Below are 15564 nucleotides of genomic sequence, written 5' to 3' on the forward strand. Positions count from 1 at the left end.
TTTCAGTCTTTATATTTAGTTGTAGTTCAGGAAATAATGTCCTGCTGCATCTTCACTATACGTTCTTGCGCATCTTTGAAAGACATATCCTCAGCATCATAGAATGTATACTCTGATTTAATCTTGTTGCCCTTGTGTTTAATTTCAGCATGTACAACGACATAAGGAACTCGTTTAACAGTTTTAATATGGTTCGTTTCTTGAGAAAAAGATTCTTCTATCTCTTGTAAAAATCGCTCCATAGACATCACAGTAAGTTCAGCCACAACCGACACCCCCATATAAAAAAGCGACCTCCGCAATGGAAGCCGCTCTCAATTTATCACCTAATACCATCATAACCGCTCTCAAACAAAATGCTTTGCCAAGATCGTGCCAAAAGTGTGCCATTTTTAATTATAGCGTTCAATTTGCTTTTTTATTCTAGTGATTTCTTTATCAAATATCTCCAAATTCTTCCCTTGAATATCTAACAAGTAATCCAACCCAGCAATTGCATTATCAAACTGTTCTTCATCAATTAAATTTAACCAAGTAGTTTTATCACTATATTCTAATGTATCGTCTTTACCCATTAATAGCAGTCCGTTTGTTTTAGGGTTATATATAAACACTCTATTGGTACTATCTTCAATTCCTAAGACTGGACCTATCCCAGTGTAAAAATCAAATTGTGGATGCCTGAAATACACCCCCTCGGATATAAATAATTCGATAACCTCCATCAATTCATTCTTTTTTTTAACCAGAATATGAACCTGTCTTTCTTTTAATTCTCTAAGTTCTGCTTGCATTTCTTTTACTTCTTTGATTTGGTCTTTTAGTTGCTGAATATCCATTTCATCATCCCTTTCATAAATTAGTTCAATTATACCATTTTATTGTATCATCAACATTATCCACCAATTAATCATATCTATTAATGTTATTCTCTTGCCAATAGAAAAGCAGCCTCCACAACGGAAACCGCTCATTTAAATGGATCTTATGTAACACGAAGTCTTTTCAATTCTTCTATCTTCATATCAATTTGATCTTGTATGTCTTCCCATGTGCCAAAGAACAAAGTAAATAGACTCCCAACATTATTAAATCTCCATGTTGATTTCATATATATATCTATCCCCAATGACTCTGCATGTGCATGAGTTGGATAATCAAGAATAACAAATTCTTTGTCTTGTATATAACTTTGTACAAAACCCAACATGTCACCACAGTTCTGGTGATTAAATAGTTCCATATTCATTTTCCCTCCTCTCTATTCTGTATTGTTATATCCACCGTGTCCCTACTTCCATTATATCACATTGTCCACATTATCCCCGAGTTCACCATATCTAATATTGTGTCTAACTCAGGGAATCGCTGAATCCTTTGCCCCTCTTGCTTTTCAGCCATTTCCTTAAAATGAGTTGGACATTTTCTCATTATGGTTAGTTGATGAAAAAGAGCACAAAAAAGACCCACCTGCCAATTGAACAGATGAGTCTATAAGCCAAAGTCGTCCATTGTTCTATCCATTGTGTCTTGTGTGATCCCGATATATCTCAATGTAATATCTGGGCTTGAGTGGTTGAATATTTCTTGTAGCAAGGCCACATCCTTGAATTTCTTATAATGCCAGTAGCCAAACGTTTTTCTAAGTGTATGCGTCCCTATACTATCAAGGCCCACATACTCCGCCGCTTCTCTCAAAATATTGTATGCACTGCTGCGACTGATGGGCTTGTTTAGTCCCTCTCTGCTTCTAAATACATACTCTTGATCATCACGATCTTTAATATATTGATCTAGTGCTTTCCGAAGCGTCTTGTTTATCTTGATTCTTTTTTCTTTGCCTGTCTTCTTCTCCCTTAAAGACACATATTGTTTCTTAACGTCTTTGACACGTAATTGAAGAAGATCAGATATTCTCAAGCCTAAATTGATCCCGGCCACAAAAAGCAGCAGGTTTCGTTTGTTCCGCTCTCCAAGATATTTTTTTATATAATGGATCTGATCAAGATCCCTGATCGGCTGAACAAAATTCATGATTTATCCCCCTGCTTGTACACTTCTTCTCTCAAAGCAAAGGCCAGTCTATAATATGCTTTATTTTTAACACGATAATAATTCCTTTGGCTGAGGCCCATTTCAGCGTAAATCTCGTAATCATACATTTCTTCATCCTGCATATAGAGCATAACTAAAATACGGCGCTCTTTTTGCGTAAGACGATTAATACCCTTTTCAATTCGCTTCATATATTTTTCACGCTCAATCTCCCACTCCATCTTTTTAATAGCTGCATCCTCGGTCGATGAATGAAACTGATTGGAAAAGCTAGGCGGCGTAATGGTATATGTTGTTGTGATCTTTGGAAGAAAGTCTTCTGGCGTTTGCAACCTAAGCATTTTATATTTTCCCATCATCTTTTCCATTTTGAATCTTGTTTTTTCCTCGTCGATCTGCGGAATGTCTAAGCTTGTTTGATTCATGATAATTCCCCCTTTATTTTCTGCGCATTGCCCCGCCTTTGGCTCGTTTGAGTCTTTGCATGTTTTGCCCCATAAGCTCTCTTAAATCTCTGTCAGTGAGCTTCTGCGTGTTCTTTTTGGGCTTTTCTTTTTTCATGGTGCCGCTCCTTTCCGACAAATAAAAAACGGACACCAACCAGCACCCTTAAAAGGTGTTGATCAGTGTCCGCAGGCTCTCCGTCTTGGACTTATTTACTTGTTTGTTAATTTAATTCGATTCCGAAATCTTCCCCATAAATTTCAATGAATTCTTTCAAAAATTCATCTAATTTATCGTAAAAAAACATATCGTCTTCTACACCTAAAATGAAATTATCAATGTCTTCTTCGTTTAGTCCTAATTCTGTTAGTCCCTCGCCGTTTTCTAGTTGGTATTTCATGAAAGCCCGAAAGGCTTGTCTTGGATCAATATTCATGTTCATTCCTCCCACCATGTTTCTTCCTCGTTATTTCCCGATGCTAAATCTTCTGTTTTCCCCATCGTTTTATAGCACTGCTTGCAATAGGCTTTTGTTCCTCCGTGGTGCGACAGGCCGTCATACATAGCGCCTTGTTCTTCTTCTAAATCTCCGGCTGAATTGTAGTAAATGTGAGCTGAGCCAGTTACTCTCTCTTTCGTGTAAAATCCATCAGCACTCTTGCAATGAGGACATACAATTTTATTTGTCATTCCGTTACCTCCTATCGGATATTGAATTTCAAGGATTCAAAGGTGCCGATGTAGTTTCGTTTCTTGGAATCAGTGTAGCAGTCAAGCTGGATCACGTATGTTCCTTTGCCGGTACGCTTACGGATTTCACTTACACTAAACGACTTTAGAGGCGTGGCCGCTTTGAAGCTGCCCCTTTGTACAAGGTTCGTATCAGTTAGCCCGCCATTGGATCTCTTTTTGTAAACGCCAGCGGTGTAGTAAAGCGTGCTCGATCCTTTCTTTTCAGCTCTCCAATCGACCGTTTTTGCTCCTGCATAGTAATTGGTGTCATCCGTAAAGACTCGTGCTTGATGACCATATCCCTCCGTTTGCCAGTTTGACCATACCGCTTGAGCAGACGGCGCATAAAGCACCGCAGCCGCAAAAATAGTTAGTGTGATTAGTAGTTTTTTCATTGTGTTTGTCCTCCTTTTATATAAATTCCAATGGTTCATTTTGTTGATGCGCTAGTTCCATACCCTCCGCAAGATAGAGAGCGTTGATTTTATCTCTATCATCGTCTGGCCAATTGCGAACAAGTTCTTTCAATCTAGAAGCAACGGTTTTACAAACGTCTGGTTGTATGTCATCTTCACAATCTGAATGATCCAGCAATGGAATGATGTCATCATCATAGTTCTCAAATGGTATATCCCCACCAAAGCCCTGCATAGCATCTAAATTCATACCGATACATGCTGCTAATTTTCTACGGAAGTTATTGAAGCTACCGTATGACCAACGTGCCTCACAATGCGTAAAATCTAATCCCATGATTCATTCCCCTTTCAAAACATCAATCATTTTAATTACTCTTTCATATGCAAAAGCTTCTGAATGAAAACGTTCAATAGCCTTTTCCTCGTCATGAAAACAAGGGCCTTCCCTGTATTTGATACGTTTATTTAGAACCTGAATTTCATTTTCAAGCTTTTGTTTTAAGACTGTTAAATCATCCTGCTTTTTTTGTTCCTCTAGCAACTGAATTGCCGTTTCAAGGTAAGTCGCAAAATCAATCGCTTCTTCCTGCGCATGTCGTAACCATCCTTTTAAGTCGTGGGAAGAGGTTTCAACCTCAACCCCGTACTTTTGAAGGCCTTTTTCCTGCTGTTGGTGTAGCTTTGTAATTACAGATGAGATAATCGGGTTATTTTCGTTCATCGTGTTCCCTCCTTTAGTGATTCCATATCAACGTTTAAGACCTGTAGCATCCAAATAAGAGTAGCCATTCCGGCAACAGCTTCTTTATCCGCTCCATTCGATTTCACGCCTCTTTCTCCAAAGTCATTCATTCGTTCAATGATTAGCCGCTGTTGCTTTTTATTAAGTTTCATATGTTTTCTCCTATCCGAAAGTCGGTTCTGGCTCTTCATCCGGCGTCACTTCATCCTCTTCCCACTCAATATCAAGGTCGAGCTTCACACCGTTTTGACTTAATCTCATTAGCAAGATTTCAAAGTCATTTAGATGTCTTAGCGACTTCAATTCGTTACTTGTTCGATAGTCAATATCCCATTCCTTATCTTTTTTATAGATAGAAATTGGTATCTCAAAATTCAAATCTTCGTCATGCTCACATTCAAAGAATATTGTGGCGTATTCAAAACTGCTCCATGATCTGTCCTCGTTACGCTCAACTTGAACACTAACCTCCACCGCTTCATACTCTGGACCAGCTTCAAATTCAACTTCAAGGCCGTCAGTTTCTACTTGCTTTGCCACATACTTCTTCCATTTCTCAAAGAGATCGGATAGTTTCATTGTTTTTTCTTTTTCCTCGATCATTAAATTCTTGAAGTTCTCAAGCAGTTTGCGGTTATCAAATGACGCTTCTTTTATCGTTTCGACTAGCACATGATCCAGCTTGGTGATGTATTCTGAGTAATCGTAAGTTTCAAGGTACGGGACAATGACGCTTTTTAACTTGTTCTCAATGACTTTTCTTGCTTCTCCACCATATGAAGCAAACAGGTCTTCAAGCGCTTTTGAAACACCTTGCTTCAATTGTTCTGCGATCAGTTTTTCAACGATTCCATTTTCTAATTGTTGTGCAATAACATCTTTAATATTTTTTTCAAGGTTCATTATTTTTCCTCCTAAGCCGCTAGGCTGTTTATAAGTGATGCAACAGTTCAATTTGCACTCCGTTTAAGCGTTTATTTGCGATCTTTATATATTCAGGATTCAATTCAATTCCGATAAAATTTCTACTATGCTTGAGTGCCGCTATGCCCGTTGTTCCTGATCCCATGAATGGATCCAATATAATGCCATCAACAGGGCAGCCAGCTAATACACACGGCTCTATCAGTTCCACTGGATATGTTGCAAAATGAGCCTCTTTAGTTGGCTTGGTTGCAACGGTCCAGACTGAACGCTTATTCCGCTTATTTCTGATAGCTCTGAATGCTAAGTCACCATACTTTCCTTTGAATGAACCACGGGGCTTGTCTTCTCTTCGCCCTTGTTGCTCCATTCCAAATGCCCCTTTTGATCCTCTTGGTGGATCCGGAAACGGTTTGTAAGCAGCGTCTTCTTTAATTGCTTCATGATCGTAATAATACTGTTGTGACTTTGAGAGAAGAAAAATATATTCATGTGAGCTTGTCGGCCTATCTCTCACACTCTCAGGCATGGCATTGGGTTTGTTCCAAACAATGTCTTTTCTCAGGTACCAGCCATCTTCTTGAAGAGCGAAAGCGACACGCCACGGCAAGCCTATTAAATCTTTTGGTTTTAATCCCGCTATTTTGTTCGATAGATTTATAACGCCGCTTCTTTGACCAACAGACTGTTTATGTTCAATACCTGGATGCGCTTGTCCGTTTGCAATTCTCCCGCGACCGCTTCCAGCATAAGCGTCACCTAGATTCAGCCAGACAGTGCCATCATCCTTTAGAACTCTCTTAATCTCTCTGAATAAAGAAACGATTTTTTGAATGTATTCTTGAACAGTTTCTTCTAAACCGATTTGTTCATTCATGCCATAGTCTCTTAACCCCCAATAAGGCGGGCTTGTGATCACGGTTTGAATTGTATCCGGTGGCAGCGATTGAACAACTTTTATGCAATCACCTTGAATTATCTGATTCAGGTCCATGCGGCACCCCCTCCCAGCTGTTAGTTTGCTTTGCTATATTTGTTCATGTGTTCAGGTACGCACATCTCAGGAAGGTTAGCCCGCACCAGCTGCTCTGCAAATTGCGGCGGAACACTATTTCCCACCCTGCGTATTTGATCCGATTTATTACCGATGTTAAATGTATATCCAGGCGGGAACCCCTGCCCTGCAAATAGTTCGTTTGGTTGCAACATACGCAATCCGATGTCTGCGATCCTCTGACCATTTGTGCAAACAGTTGTTAAGGCAAAACGGTCTTTGGTTGTAATGGTATGCAATGGCTCATCTAATCGCTGTCCTACTCCTTGACCGTAATACTTAGTCAAAAATGCAACGGTCACTAGCCCGAATCTATTGCCGCCAGCTGTGATTGTGTGTAATGGTCGATCAAGTGAAAGGCCTCTTACATCCTTTTCGGATTGCTCAGTGTAATAGCTGATCAAGAATGCCGCTTTGCTCTTATCCGGCACCATTACAGGACTTGGATTGTTTACGATGAATTTATCAATACCTCTTTTGATTCGTTTCATCGTATTTTCAACAAGAGGCCGTTTTCTGCTGAATATGCTAGGCACCCCTATGGACCAATCTATAATCTCGTAAGACGATCGCCACGGCTTGAGCTTTCCCGTTTGAACAAGAAGACTTTTGGGATCTCCATGCGTTGGCTTCGGCCATACGATTTCTTTTCCGTCACATCTTGCAACCATGAAGAATCTTTTTCTTATGGTTGGCGCTCCATAGTCGCAGGCTGTTAACTCTCTGAACTGCACTCCATACCCAAGTGATTCCAGCGTTTTGACGAATGATTGAAATGTCTGTCCCTTTTGTTCCTTGATCGGTTTACCTTCTTTAGAGACAGGCCCCCAATCTTTGAATTCCTCAACGTTCTCAAGCATGATGACGCGTGGTTTTACCGCTATCGCCCATCTAACAGCAATCCACGCAAGCCCCCTGATACTCTGTTTTACAGGCTTGCCGCCTTTGGCCTTTGAATGGTGTGTACAGTCAGGGGAAAACCATGCTAGACCAACTTTTCGCCCTTTAACTGCTTGTTTCGGATCAACATCCCACACAGATTCACAATAATGTTCCGTGTCAGGATGGTTCACCTCATGCATTGCAATGGCAGCAGGATCATGATTGATGGCTATATCAACTGATAACCCTGTCGCAAGCTCGATGCCTGTGCTTGCTCCGCCTCCTCCTGCAAAATTGTCCACTATGATTTCTCTAAAAAGATCAATCTGTTTCATTGCATCAACCCAGCGACAGCAATGATCCCCATGAAAAACAGAAGAGTGAATATGACAGGTCCGTTTGACTCACGCTTTGCCATGACGACATTGCCCTCTATGATCAGATCAGGACAACAATCAGCAAGCACTGGTACAAAAAATGTGGGTACACCTAGAAATGCAGCTGCATCATCAATCGTCATCGCTTTGTTTTTGCAGGCTTTGACGGCCTGTGACAGTTCAACGTGTTTTGGTAGACTCATACTCTTTCACCGTCCAATCGCTTTCCAAAAGCATGTTCATATTGCTTCTCAATGTTTTTCATGGCTGCGAATCCGCCTCTATGAAACTCATCTTTAGTTTTTTTGAAATGTTGCTGCTCCCAATTCAGTTCATTTGAGAAAAGCATTGCAAATGTGTTGAGCTGATAATTCTTTTTCTCTAATTCTCTTTTCAAACGTGTTACCTCATCAAAGAGGTCAACGTTTATTTGATCTTTTGATAACATTGCAATTCCTCCCCCGCAGGGGATGAACCCCTGCTTATTTATTGAATTTGAATCCGTAGTCAAAACGTATTCGATCTAATTTGCCTTTAATGGTTTCGATTATCGTGTGTCCATGTTCTGGTGCTTCTGTTATATGAGCCGTGTTGTTAATACCGTCTAGGACAATCACTTGAATTTTCCCGGGTTCAACATCAGCTGAAAAAAGGTCGTTTTTTTCTAATGTGATTCGTTGTGGTTCATTCACTTTGATCACTCCATGTGATATAATTAAGATTCATGGGCTTAATTACTCACATTTTGATGTGAATTCTACCGCTGAGACTCGACGGATTGATCTGTGCGCTGCCAACGCCAGTCTTTACGTTTGAGTCTCTTTTTATATGGCTTTGGTGGGTGTTGCTGCCTATATGCTTCTAGTTCATCCTCTGACATAACCCACGATTTAACTGGACCTGCTTTGTATGGATTCACTACAGTTTCCAATATGCTCACCTCCTTTTATTCGTCACGCTGCGGCACGTTGAGATTATAGATTCTTTCGAGTTCTTCGTCTGATAGTTTTTCGCAATATTCGCGACCAACATTAGTGAGGCTCAACCACTCAATCATTAACGCTCTATCTTCACTGGTCATCACTTGATGCCTCCCCTCTTTTTGAGGTGGCGCATGGCTGCTGTCTTTAGCTGTTTTGGACAAACCTCATACCGCGCAATCACTTCCAACTGCCGTGCTGTCGCTTTTTCAAATGGCAACAAGATGCTCTTTTTCTTCATTCTGCTTGTCTTCCTTTCCAAAAACTCCACCTTTACGTGGTTCGATCTTGCCCAACTCTGCTTGATCAAGTATCAGCAACAGGATGTCATCGGCATTGCGGGCCAAACGATTTGCGATGTGTCTGATCGGTTCATGGTCCTGCCACATTTGTCTAAAAGAGATGATGTCTTTTTCATCCCATATGAAATCGCAGTTTGGACAAGCTTGATAAACCGGCTGACCCTCGAACAGTTTGCGTAACTCTCTCTTTTTTGAATTCATAACGCTTTTTTTAATATTCATAGGCTCGTTTGCGCCGACACCGTTCGGACGCTCCTTGATCTTTCCACGCTTGCTAAAATCAATCATCAGTATTAACACTTCTTCTGATGGTCGGTTAAATAACTCTGCCATCACTTCGATCGACCTGCCTTCGTACCAGTAATCAAGAAAACGTTTAAGGCCAACAATCGTCCATTCAAAATTGACATGATCCAAAATGATTCTAGTGACACTCATTTCACAATTTCCTTTCTGCGACCGACCTCTTTGTGCACAATATGCACAGATGTTGTTAGATTCCTTTCTACGAGCCAATAAAGTGGGTTCAACCCATTTACTTCCTTTCGGCTCTCGTGGGCTTTCTACCGCCTTTTTTCATGTTCGTTCCTCCTTGTGTTTTTCATACTCATTCAGACTTGCTTGCAGCTGATCTATTAAACTATCAACCTTCTCGAAAGTGATGATACTGTTCATGCTTACACTCCTTTAGAACGGCAATACTTCTTTACGCTTGTCCGATGTGTCTTTAAAAATGATGTACTGCTGTTTTTGGGTGATGCGCGATACTAGCTTGCTGTCATACATTTGATACAGCTTTTCGCTAGTGAGGTTTGTTGTATAAATCGTCACTTTATCCTGCCGAGCAGATGTTACTTTGTAGATGAGACGATGAATGAAATCGCTGGCTTTACTATCCGAATGTTCTGACCCTGTTTCTGCACCGATGTCATCTATCACGAGATAATCTGCTTCACCCATCAACTGAGTCACATATGCTTCTGTGTACTTGCTCTCTTTGTTACTGAATGAATCTTTAATTGCCGTAGCAGCATCTTCCATATTGATAAACAAACAGGATCTACCTTTGTCTTTAGGGTTGTCGGGATCAGGAGGCACATTAAGCTCTCTAAGTGCTGCATATGCAAGGTGACTCTTTCCCACTCCCGGATGGCCCTGCAAAAATATGTTGAACACTTCACCTTGTTGCAAGTGTTTAACAAGATCAAGCATGCGGTTTTTATTCTTTGTCTCTTCTGGCTCAGCAACGTTGTAATTATCAAATGTTGCTTGTGAGACAGTTCGATCTCTGAACATGCTGCGTTTTTCCAACGTGTTAAATTTTTTCTGTCGCTGGCTATATTCAATTTGACTTTCTAAGTCTTTTTGCAACTTCTTTGACTCTTCTTCCAACTCACATCTAGGACAGATGACTTTTCCATTCATCACCATCATTCGTACAGGTTTTACAACATCTTCACTGCCACGGGTGTATGTGTGCTTATTACAGTAATCAGAATGGAAGGTCATTTTTTCGTTTAAGACTTCCGCTGCCACCGCCTTTATGCTGTGCACGCTTTATCACCTCATCACTGTTGTTTAAGTAACCTTCAAACTTTGTCCCGAAAAGTGTTTCAGGACGAAGGAATTTACTCATGTCAGGATTATCACGCCATTCATAGCACTTTGCTAAGATGACCTTTTTAAAATCCTCGAATCTGAATCCCTCGTTCCATCTTGCTTTTATTAGTTGCTGTGTCTTTGGTGTGGTGTGACGGTAATTTTTCTCTGACATTTGATTGAGAAGATCCGTTATGAGTTTGAATGGGATTTCTGATTCATCCGCAGTCGGGTTTCCCGACAATATATCTTTATTATTCTTCTTATTCTTCTTATTATTATTCTTCTTATTGTCCACTTGTCGTTGACGTATCGTTGACGAGTCGTTGACGTATCGTTCAAACAACTCCCTTATACTGTCATTTTTCACATATGCATAAACCAGTCGTATTAGCGATTTATCTTTGATCTCTCTTAATTCCTTTGCAATACAATCCAGTACTGGTTTTCCACCTTTATTCAGGTTGTATTTAGCCCAATTTTTTATAGCTAATTCTCTTGTTTCGTTGTTATAAACAATTAATTCATGATGGTTTTCGAATCGATCCATAAGGCTGTTTATTGACTCGATGGAATACCCTAAATCAAAAGCCATTTGTTTTTTTGTAATTGAGTACACACCAATTTGAGTAGTGTTTGGATTAGTGATGAGATACAAATAAAAGTATCTGTCCTCTGGTGTCATTTCTTCAGTAACCTTCGGATCATTCCAAAATGTTGTATAGACTTGGCGAAATTTTGCCACGAGTTACTCACCTCTTTTTATGATTAGGCTTGTCCTTCAAAAAAGGTGAAACAAAATGTTTCAAGCCTCTTTAGATTTTTTTGTCTTTTCTTTTTTTACTGGTGTGTAATAAGGCGCCACAGCCTCAGTAAAAAGTTTCTCTCTGTCTTCTGTTCCAAAGAAAACTTCTCCGACAAACAAATTACTTTTTCTCTTTTTCTTACTGCCAACTTTAGGTTCACTTGTTTTTTTATTCATGATCTAACCTCCGCCTTATTTGAATTGATTCACAACAATGATTTGAGTTTTATGGTCGTCCCTTTGTGTTTGCTGCAATCCAAGCTTCCACAGCCTTTCGTGAATATCTTTTATGCTGACGCGGGACGCCAGGTAAACTAGGCAAATCCAGTGTCGGAAAATCCGGTCGATTAAAGTAAAGTTCGTCTGCTGTAGCAGCAGTACATTTTAAGATGTTTTCGTATACCTGCTTTTTTGTTAGCAATTCATCTTGAGAAGAAATAACCATAAACATCTCTTCAATTTTTGGAATTAATGCAGCACTTACATTAGCAATAACATCGTTTGTGATTTTTTCAAGATCAGATGCTTCGAGTTCGAATTTCAAAAAATCTCCTCCTCTCTCTTAATTCCTGATAGGTATGAAACTATCCAAAAAAAAGTTTGGCTTTTATGCCAATATGTTCTGAAATTTGCACTAAACTTTTAAAAGTGGGTGAAACTTTTCCATTTTCAAGCCTTGAAATATAGGACCCTGTAAAGCCCAATTTTTCAGCGAAATCTTCTTGAGAAAGACCACTTTCTTTCCTCTTCTTTTTCAACATTCTAGCTAGTTCATTTAAATCAATCACATGGCACCTCCAAATATTCCTATCAGGAATGTAAAACAAATATACCACACAGGAATATTCGTGACAAGTCTTTTTTAAAAGAATTATTCCCGTCTGGAAAGTCACTGTGATATAATAAATATATATTGATTATATATCTGTTGGTTAAACTGTTACGATCAAAGGTGGTTTAAAAATGGAGAACAGAAAAATAGGTTATGCAGTGAAACGTCTAAGATTAAAAAAGAAAAAAACTGTAGAAGATGCTGCTAAAGAAATAGGCATATCTCAAAGTTATTTATCTAGAATCGAAAATAATACACAAACGCCATCTGTTAAGGTTATAAATCAAATAGCTGATTATTTTGATGTACATAGTTCTTATTTATTTTTTGATGAAGAAAGCATAAATAGTTTTACTGAAAATGAGAACGAATTACTTTCAAATAAACATATAAATATTAATGATCTTGAAAAACTGAACCTTGTACATGATAACGGTTCTGAAATCACAAAAGAAGAAATTAAATATGTAATAGATCGTCTTAAGGAACTAAGAAATTTAAGAGAGAATTATTTAAAAGACAAAGACTGATTATTTTTTTTTGCTCTCTTCTTTCAGTTTCTTTATTTTGGATATTTCTTTCTCTATTTTTTCAACAAGCTGTTCGTAACTAGACAAAATGTATTAACCCCCTCTAATTTGTAGGTGTTTCCTATTTTGTGATTTTTCGAAAACAGGAAACACCTCTTTAAAACACGAAAGACGATACCATTTATGGTAACGTCTTTTTTACATTCCTACTCTTACTTCTTTTGTTTGATAAATCATATCGTTTGCGCTGTTTGTGTCAGCTTCTTTTACACCGGCCGCTAAAACAACAATTAATACTAAGAACAAACTTGTAAACAATTTCATATATTCACCCCCCTGACCTTTAAAGTGTAAGGTCTAAATCCATTTTTTGCAACTGGATCTTGGGTATATTGGCTCTAAAGTAATCACGCTGTTCTGAAAAAAAATGCAAAGATAACAAAACTTTATCTGCCCTTCCCTCTCTAATTCCATCGAACAAATACGCGTAAGGACGCAAGGTTTTATCAATATAATAAAGGGAAAGTGACTTATCTTCGCTTAAAACCTGAGTAAAATTTGTCACATTGAATTCCTCGTCGATCTTATTTAACCAGTAATATTGAAGTATAGCAATTTCTTCTTTGTTTTGAATTATTTCATCTGCTCTTTCTGGGAAGTCCTCGTACAATTCTAAAAGCTTTTTATAATAATCAAAGGATATATTATATGACTCATAAAAGTATGACAGACCAATTAAGTAAGTCGCGGTCATTATATGGCTTTTACTAATACCAGTTTTCATTAATGAATGCGCTGAATCCCGTGCTCTCTTAATATTGTTTTCTTGTTTAAGATAAGTGTTTGCAAGGATCTCATCAATTCTTGCTTGAAAACTCTTCTTTAAAAAAGGATCGGTGACTTTTTGTAAACATCCTTTTGCTCTATCGATTGAAAACAAACTCAAGTCGTATTTTCCAATATTATAATGGACATATGATTCGAAAATCTCTAATAATGTCTGACCTTCTGGTGTATTTGCTCGGAGATTTTTTAGAGCTTTTTGATGATCAAGTGGTTTAAAAGATTCCCTAAAATTCAGAGCAAAAAGGTAAGCATCACAAGCATCTCGTGCTACCGAAGAGTAATTTACAATTAAATATCTTATCTCATTGTACATTTGGTTGGTGTAATAATATTCCAAAGCACAATATATGTATTTTTTATCAAACCCGCTTTTTGCATAATCCTTCATCAATTGTTTTTCTTTATCCGGTAAAATTGCTCTAACTGTTTCAACGACCATCCAAAAAGCTATTTCTTTACCAGAGAAAAATTTACTCATATAACCCTTAGTTATACCAATTGCTTTTGCAATACCATTTTGAGATCTTTCCGTTTTTTCTAAGTGTTTTTTCAGTACATATCTAATATTTGTTTCATTCTTAACGGCATTGTACATATGATCACCTTTCAAAACAATTTAGCACACTAAAATAGAAAATGTTGTCGATAATTGACGAAAGAATCAAAATAAGAACAGGAAAATAATTATTCAAAATATTACTTCTTTTCTTAATTATACCACATTCCTCACAGGAATGGTCCTTTTTTGCGTTGTTAGAATAATTTTAATCGGATTATTTTATCCAATATCTATCAACTTTGAGAAAAAATATGTATGATTATTTAAAAGTGGATTATTCAATATTTTACAATGCAAATGGAGTGAGAATACAGTGGTGAGTTTTAGGCAGCGGGGAAAAGACTGGGAATACAGAATACCTTACTACGACCCAGTTACCCAAAAGCGAAGGGAGAAGTCTAAAAAAGGATTTAGAACAAAGAAAGAAGCTGCTACCGAAGCTGCAATTGTTCAAGCTGAAATCAATGGTGATTTTGTCCGAAAAGATGATAATATAACTATTTCCTCTTACATTGATTTGTGGTTTGAGAAATACAAATTAACGGTTAAGAAATCTTCTTGGGACAGCAGGTACGATAGCATAATTGTAATTAAGAAGAACTTAGGCTCATGCAGAGTTAAGGATGTTACAGAAAAAATATATGAAGGCTTTCTGAATAAGATCGCACCAGAGTATGCTAAAAACACATTAACTAATATTCATCAAGTTTTTAATATGATGATCAGAGAAGCTGTGCGAGATTCTTACTTTAAGGAAAATCCAATTCATGCCGTGAATCTTCCGAAAAAGGCAAAAGAGAAAAAAGTAGAGGAATTAGATGAAGATCTAAAGGATATGAAATTTTGGGAGAAAGAAGAAATAAAACTATTCCTTCAAGTTGTCAGCAGAAAAGGGCGGCCCAGAGATTTAGCTATGTTTCTCCTGCTCATTTATTCGGGGTTAAGGATAGGTGAAGCAGTTGCATTGACATGGGATAAAGTAGACTTTAAAAAATCGGAGATTAAAGTGAGATACACTCTTTTTAGAGAAAAAGATTTAAAGAGCAATTATGAATTACTCAGTCCCAAAACTGAATCGTCTATTCGAAATGTACCTGTGCCACCTCAAGTCATAATGCAATTAAGGATTTTAAAGAACGTTCAGGAACAAGTAAAGAATGATGTGGGCGAACTATACAAAGATGAAGATTTCGTTTTCGCTGATAATTCTGGAATGCCTGAACCGGCTCGAAACTTCAATTATAGAATGGCCACCTATATAAAAAAGGCGGGTGTTACAAAAATAACACCCCACAATCTTAGACACACATATGCGTCTTTGCTTTTTGCAGCAGGAATAGACCTTAAAGAAGCACAAAGGCGCTTGGGCCACTCTAGCTCCAAAACCACTCTTGATGTCTATTCGCACGTAATGCGTGAAACAAAAATAGAATCTGTTATACAGTTTAACGCAATAGCAAATGATATTTTTTAGAATATTTG

30 protein-coding genes are annotated in these 15564 nt (G+C 38.2%); 2 read left to right on the top strand and 28 right to left on the bottom strand.

Annotated features, from left to right (window positions below):
• Positions 1 to 26 precede the first annotated feature (26 nt).
• From NSQ36_RS12245 to NSQ36_RS12370, 26 genes are all read right to left on the bottom strand, one after another.
• Positions 27 to 266 (bottom strand): hypothetical protein, encoded by a 240-nt coding sequence (locus NSQ36_RS12245; RefSeq protein WP_339205829.1) that lies wholly within the window; start codon positions 264 to 266, stop codon positions 27 to 29.
• 126 nt (positions 267 to 392) lie between these two features.
• Entirely contained in the window at positions 393 to 839 is a 447-nt protein-coding gene (locus NSQ36_RS12250) for a hypothetical protein (protein ID WP_339205831.1), read from the bottom strand.
• A gap of 146 nt (positions 840 to 985) precedes the next feature.
• Positions 986 to 1243, bottom strand: coding sequence for a hypothetical protein (locus NSQ36_RS12255; protein ID WP_339205833.1), 258 nt, complete (start codon positions 1241 to 1243; stop codon positions 986 to 988).
• Between the two features lie 248 nt (positions 1244 to 1491).
• Positions 1492 to 2034, bottom strand: coding sequence for a site-specific integrase (locus NSQ36_RS12260; RefSeq protein ID WP_165379014.1), 543 nt, complete (start codon positions 2032 to 2034; stop codon positions 1492 to 1494).
• A complete protein-coding gene (locus NSQ36_RS12265) occupies positions 2031 to 2480 on the bottom strand; it encodes an ArpU family phage packaging/lysis transcriptional regulator (protein WP_339205834.1) in 450 nt (149 codons plus the stop codon). The genes NSQ36_RS12260 and NSQ36_RS12265 overlap by 4 nt, the downstream gene beginning before the upstream one ends.
• Positions 2481 to 2493: 13 nt before the next feature.
• A complete protein-coding gene (locus tag NSQ36_RS12270; protein ID WP_260857579.1) occupies positions 2494 to 2616 on the bottom strand; it encodes a hypothetical protein in 123 nt (40 codons plus the stop codon).
• A gap of 106 nt (positions 2617 to 2722) precedes the next feature.
• Positions 2723 to 2935: a hypothetical protein gene (locus NSQ36_RS12275; RefSeq protein ID WP_339205836.1), complete on the bottom strand. Its 213-nt coding sequence runs from the start codon at positions 2933 to 2935 to the stop codon at positions 2723 to 2725.
• Positions 2936 to 2937: 2 nt separating this feature from the next.
• Positions 2938 to 3189, bottom strand: coding sequence for a hypothetical protein (locus tag NSQ36_RS12280; RefSeq protein ID WP_339205838.1), 252 nt, complete (start codon positions 3187 to 3189; stop codon positions 2938 to 2940).
• 11 nt (positions 3190 to 3200) lie between these two features.
• The gene (locus tag NSQ36_RS12285; protein ID WP_339205839.1) at positions 3201 to 3626 is read right to left on the bottom strand and encodes a hypothetical protein; all 426 of its coding nucleotides are present in this window, start codon (positions 3624 to 3626) and stop codon (positions 3201 to 3203) included.
• Positions 3627 to 3642: 16 nt separating this feature from the next.
• Positions 3643 to 3984: a hypothetical protein gene (locus NSQ36_RS12290; RefSeq protein WP_339205841.1), complete on the bottom strand. Its 342-nt coding sequence runs from the start codon at positions 3982 to 3984 to the stop codon at positions 3643 to 3645.
• Positions 3985 to 3987: 3 nt separating this feature from the next.
• Entirely contained in the window at positions 3988 to 4371 is a 384-nt protein-coding gene (locus NSQ36_RS12295; protein WP_339205843.1) for a hypothetical protein, read from the bottom strand.
• Positions 4368 to 4544, bottom strand: a complete 177-nt coding sequence (locus NSQ36_RS12300) for a hypothetical protein (RefSeq protein WP_339205845.1) — start codon at positions 4542 to 4544, stop codon at positions 4368 to 4370. Before NSQ36_RS12300 ends, NSQ36_RS12295 begins: the two co-directional genes overlap by 4 nt.
• A gap of 10 nt (positions 4545 to 4554) precedes the next feature.
• Entirely contained in the window at positions 4555 to 5295 is a 741-nt protein-coding gene (locus tag NSQ36_RS12305) for a hypothetical protein (protein WP_339205846.1), read from the bottom strand.
• A gap of 28 nt (positions 5296 to 5323) precedes the next feature.
• Positions 5324 to 6310 (bottom strand): site-specific DNA-methyltransferase, encoded by a 987-nt coding sequence (locus NSQ36_RS12310; RefSeq protein WP_339205848.1) that lies wholly within the window; start codon positions 6308 to 6310, stop codon positions 5324 to 5326.
• 20 nt (positions 6311 to 6330) lie between these two features.
• Positions 6331 to 7587 (bottom strand): DNA cytosine methyltransferase, encoded by a 1257-nt coding sequence (locus NSQ36_RS12315; protein WP_339205850.1) that lies wholly within the window; start codon positions 7585 to 7587, stop codon positions 6331 to 6333.
• Positions 7584 to 7832 (bottom strand): hypothetical protein, encoded by a 249-nt coding sequence (locus NSQ36_RS12320; RefSeq protein ID WP_339205852.1) that lies wholly within the window; start codon positions 7830 to 7832, stop codon positions 7584 to 7586. The genes NSQ36_RS12315 and NSQ36_RS12320 overlap by 4 nt, the downstream gene beginning before the upstream one ends.
• Positions 7829 to 8077, bottom strand: a complete 249-nt coding sequence (locus NSQ36_RS12325) for a hypothetical protein (protein ID WP_339205853.1) — start codon at positions 8075 to 8077, stop codon at positions 7829 to 7831. Before NSQ36_RS12325 ends, NSQ36_RS12320 begins: the two co-directional genes overlap by 4 nt.
• A gap of 34 nt (positions 8078 to 8111) precedes the next feature.
• On the bottom strand, positions 8112 to 8321 hold the full coding sequence (locus NSQ36_RS12330) for an XtrA/YqaO family protein (protein WP_117731257.1): 210 nt from the start codon (positions 8319 to 8321) through the stop codon (positions 8112 to 8114).
• Positions 8322 to 8386: 65 nt separating this feature from the next.
• On the bottom strand, positions 8387 to 8560 hold the full coding sequence (locus tag NSQ36_RS12335; protein ID WP_339205855.1) for a hypothetical protein: 174 nt from the start codon (positions 8558 to 8560) through the stop codon (positions 8387 to 8389).
• A 15-nt stretch (positions 8561 to 8575) separates the two neighbouring features.
• Positions 8576 to 8710, bottom strand: coding sequence for a BH0509 family protein (locus tag NSQ36_RS12340; RefSeq protein WP_140356209.1), 135 nt, complete (start codon positions 8708 to 8710; stop codon positions 8576 to 8578).
• A gap of 108 nt (positions 8711 to 8818) precedes the next feature.
• Entirely contained in the window at positions 8819 to 9349 is a 531-nt protein-coding gene (locus NSQ36_RS12345; protein ID WP_339205856.1) for a hypothetical protein, read from the bottom strand.
• A 249-nt stretch (positions 9350 to 9598) separates the two neighbouring features.
• A complete protein-coding gene (locus NSQ36_RS12350) occupies positions 9599 to 10465 on the bottom strand; it encodes an AAA family ATPase (RefSeq protein WP_339205858.1) in 867 nt (288 codons plus the stop codon).
• On the bottom strand, positions 10404 to 11255 hold the full coding sequence (locus NSQ36_RS12355; protein ID WP_339205859.1) for a conserved phage C-terminal domain-containing protein: 852 nt from the start codon (positions 11253 to 11255) through the stop codon (positions 10404 to 10406). The genes NSQ36_RS12350 and NSQ36_RS12355 overlap by 62 nt, the downstream gene beginning before the upstream one ends.
• A 60-nt stretch (positions 11256 to 11315) precedes the next feature.
• On the bottom strand, positions 11316 to 11492 hold the full coding sequence (locus NSQ36_RS12360; RefSeq protein WP_339205861.1) for a hypothetical protein: 177 nt from the start codon (positions 11490 to 11492) through the stop codon (positions 11316 to 11318).
• Between the two features lie 49 nt (positions 11493 to 11541).
• Positions 11542 to 11859: a hypothetical protein gene (locus NSQ36_RS12365; RefSeq protein WP_003216657.1), complete on the bottom strand. Its 318-nt coding sequence runs from the start codon at positions 11857 to 11859 to the stop codon at positions 11542 to 11544.
• 40 nt (positions 11860 to 11899) lie between these two features.
• Complete coding sequence (locus NSQ36_RS12370) at positions 11900 to 12103, bottom strand: helix-turn-helix transcriptional regulator (protein WP_339205862.1); 204 nt, start codon at positions 12101 to 12103, stop codon at positions 11900 to 11902.
• 175 nt (positions 12104 to 12278) lie between these two features.
• Between NSQ36_RS12370 and NSQ36_RS12375 the strand changes: the two genes are divergently transcribed.
• Positions 12279 to 12677, top strand: a complete 399-nt coding sequence (locus tag NSQ36_RS12375) for a helix-turn-helix transcriptional regulator (protein WP_003216602.1) — start codon at positions 12279 to 12281, stop codon at positions 12675 to 12677.
• A gap of 198 nt (positions 12678 to 12875) precedes the next feature.
• Here the strand turns inward: NSQ36_RS12375 and NSQ36_RS12380 are convergent, their stop codons facing one another.
• Both NSQ36_RS12380 and NSQ36_RS12385 read right to left on the bottom strand, forming a co-directional pair.
• On the bottom strand, positions 12876 to 13001 hold the full coding sequence (locus NSQ36_RS12380; RefSeq protein ID WP_003216737.1) for a hypothetical protein: 126 nt from the start codon (positions 12999 to 13001) through the stop codon (positions 12876 to 12878).
• 19 nt (positions 13002 to 13020) lie between these two features.
• On the bottom strand, positions 13021 to 14118 hold the full coding sequence (locus tag NSQ36_RS12385; protein WP_339205864.1) for an AimR family lysis-lysogeny pheromone receptor: 1098 nt from the start codon (positions 14116 to 14118) through the stop codon (positions 13021 to 13023).
• A gap of 277 nt (positions 14119 to 14395) precedes the next feature.
• On the opposite strand from NSQ36_RS12385, the gene NSQ36_RS12390 reads away from it, so the two are divergent.
• Positions 14396 to 15556, top strand: coding sequence for a tyrosine-type recombinase/integrase (locus NSQ36_RS12390; protein WP_339205865.1), 1161 nt, complete (start codon positions 14396 to 14398; stop codon positions 15554 to 15556).
• Positions 15557 to 15564: the final 8 nt, after the last annotated feature.

Source organism: Bacillus sp. FSL W8-1143, from assembly GCF_037965155.1.
Lineage (GTDB): Bacteria > Bacillota > Bacilli > Bacillales > Bacillaceae > Bacillus > Bacillus pumilus.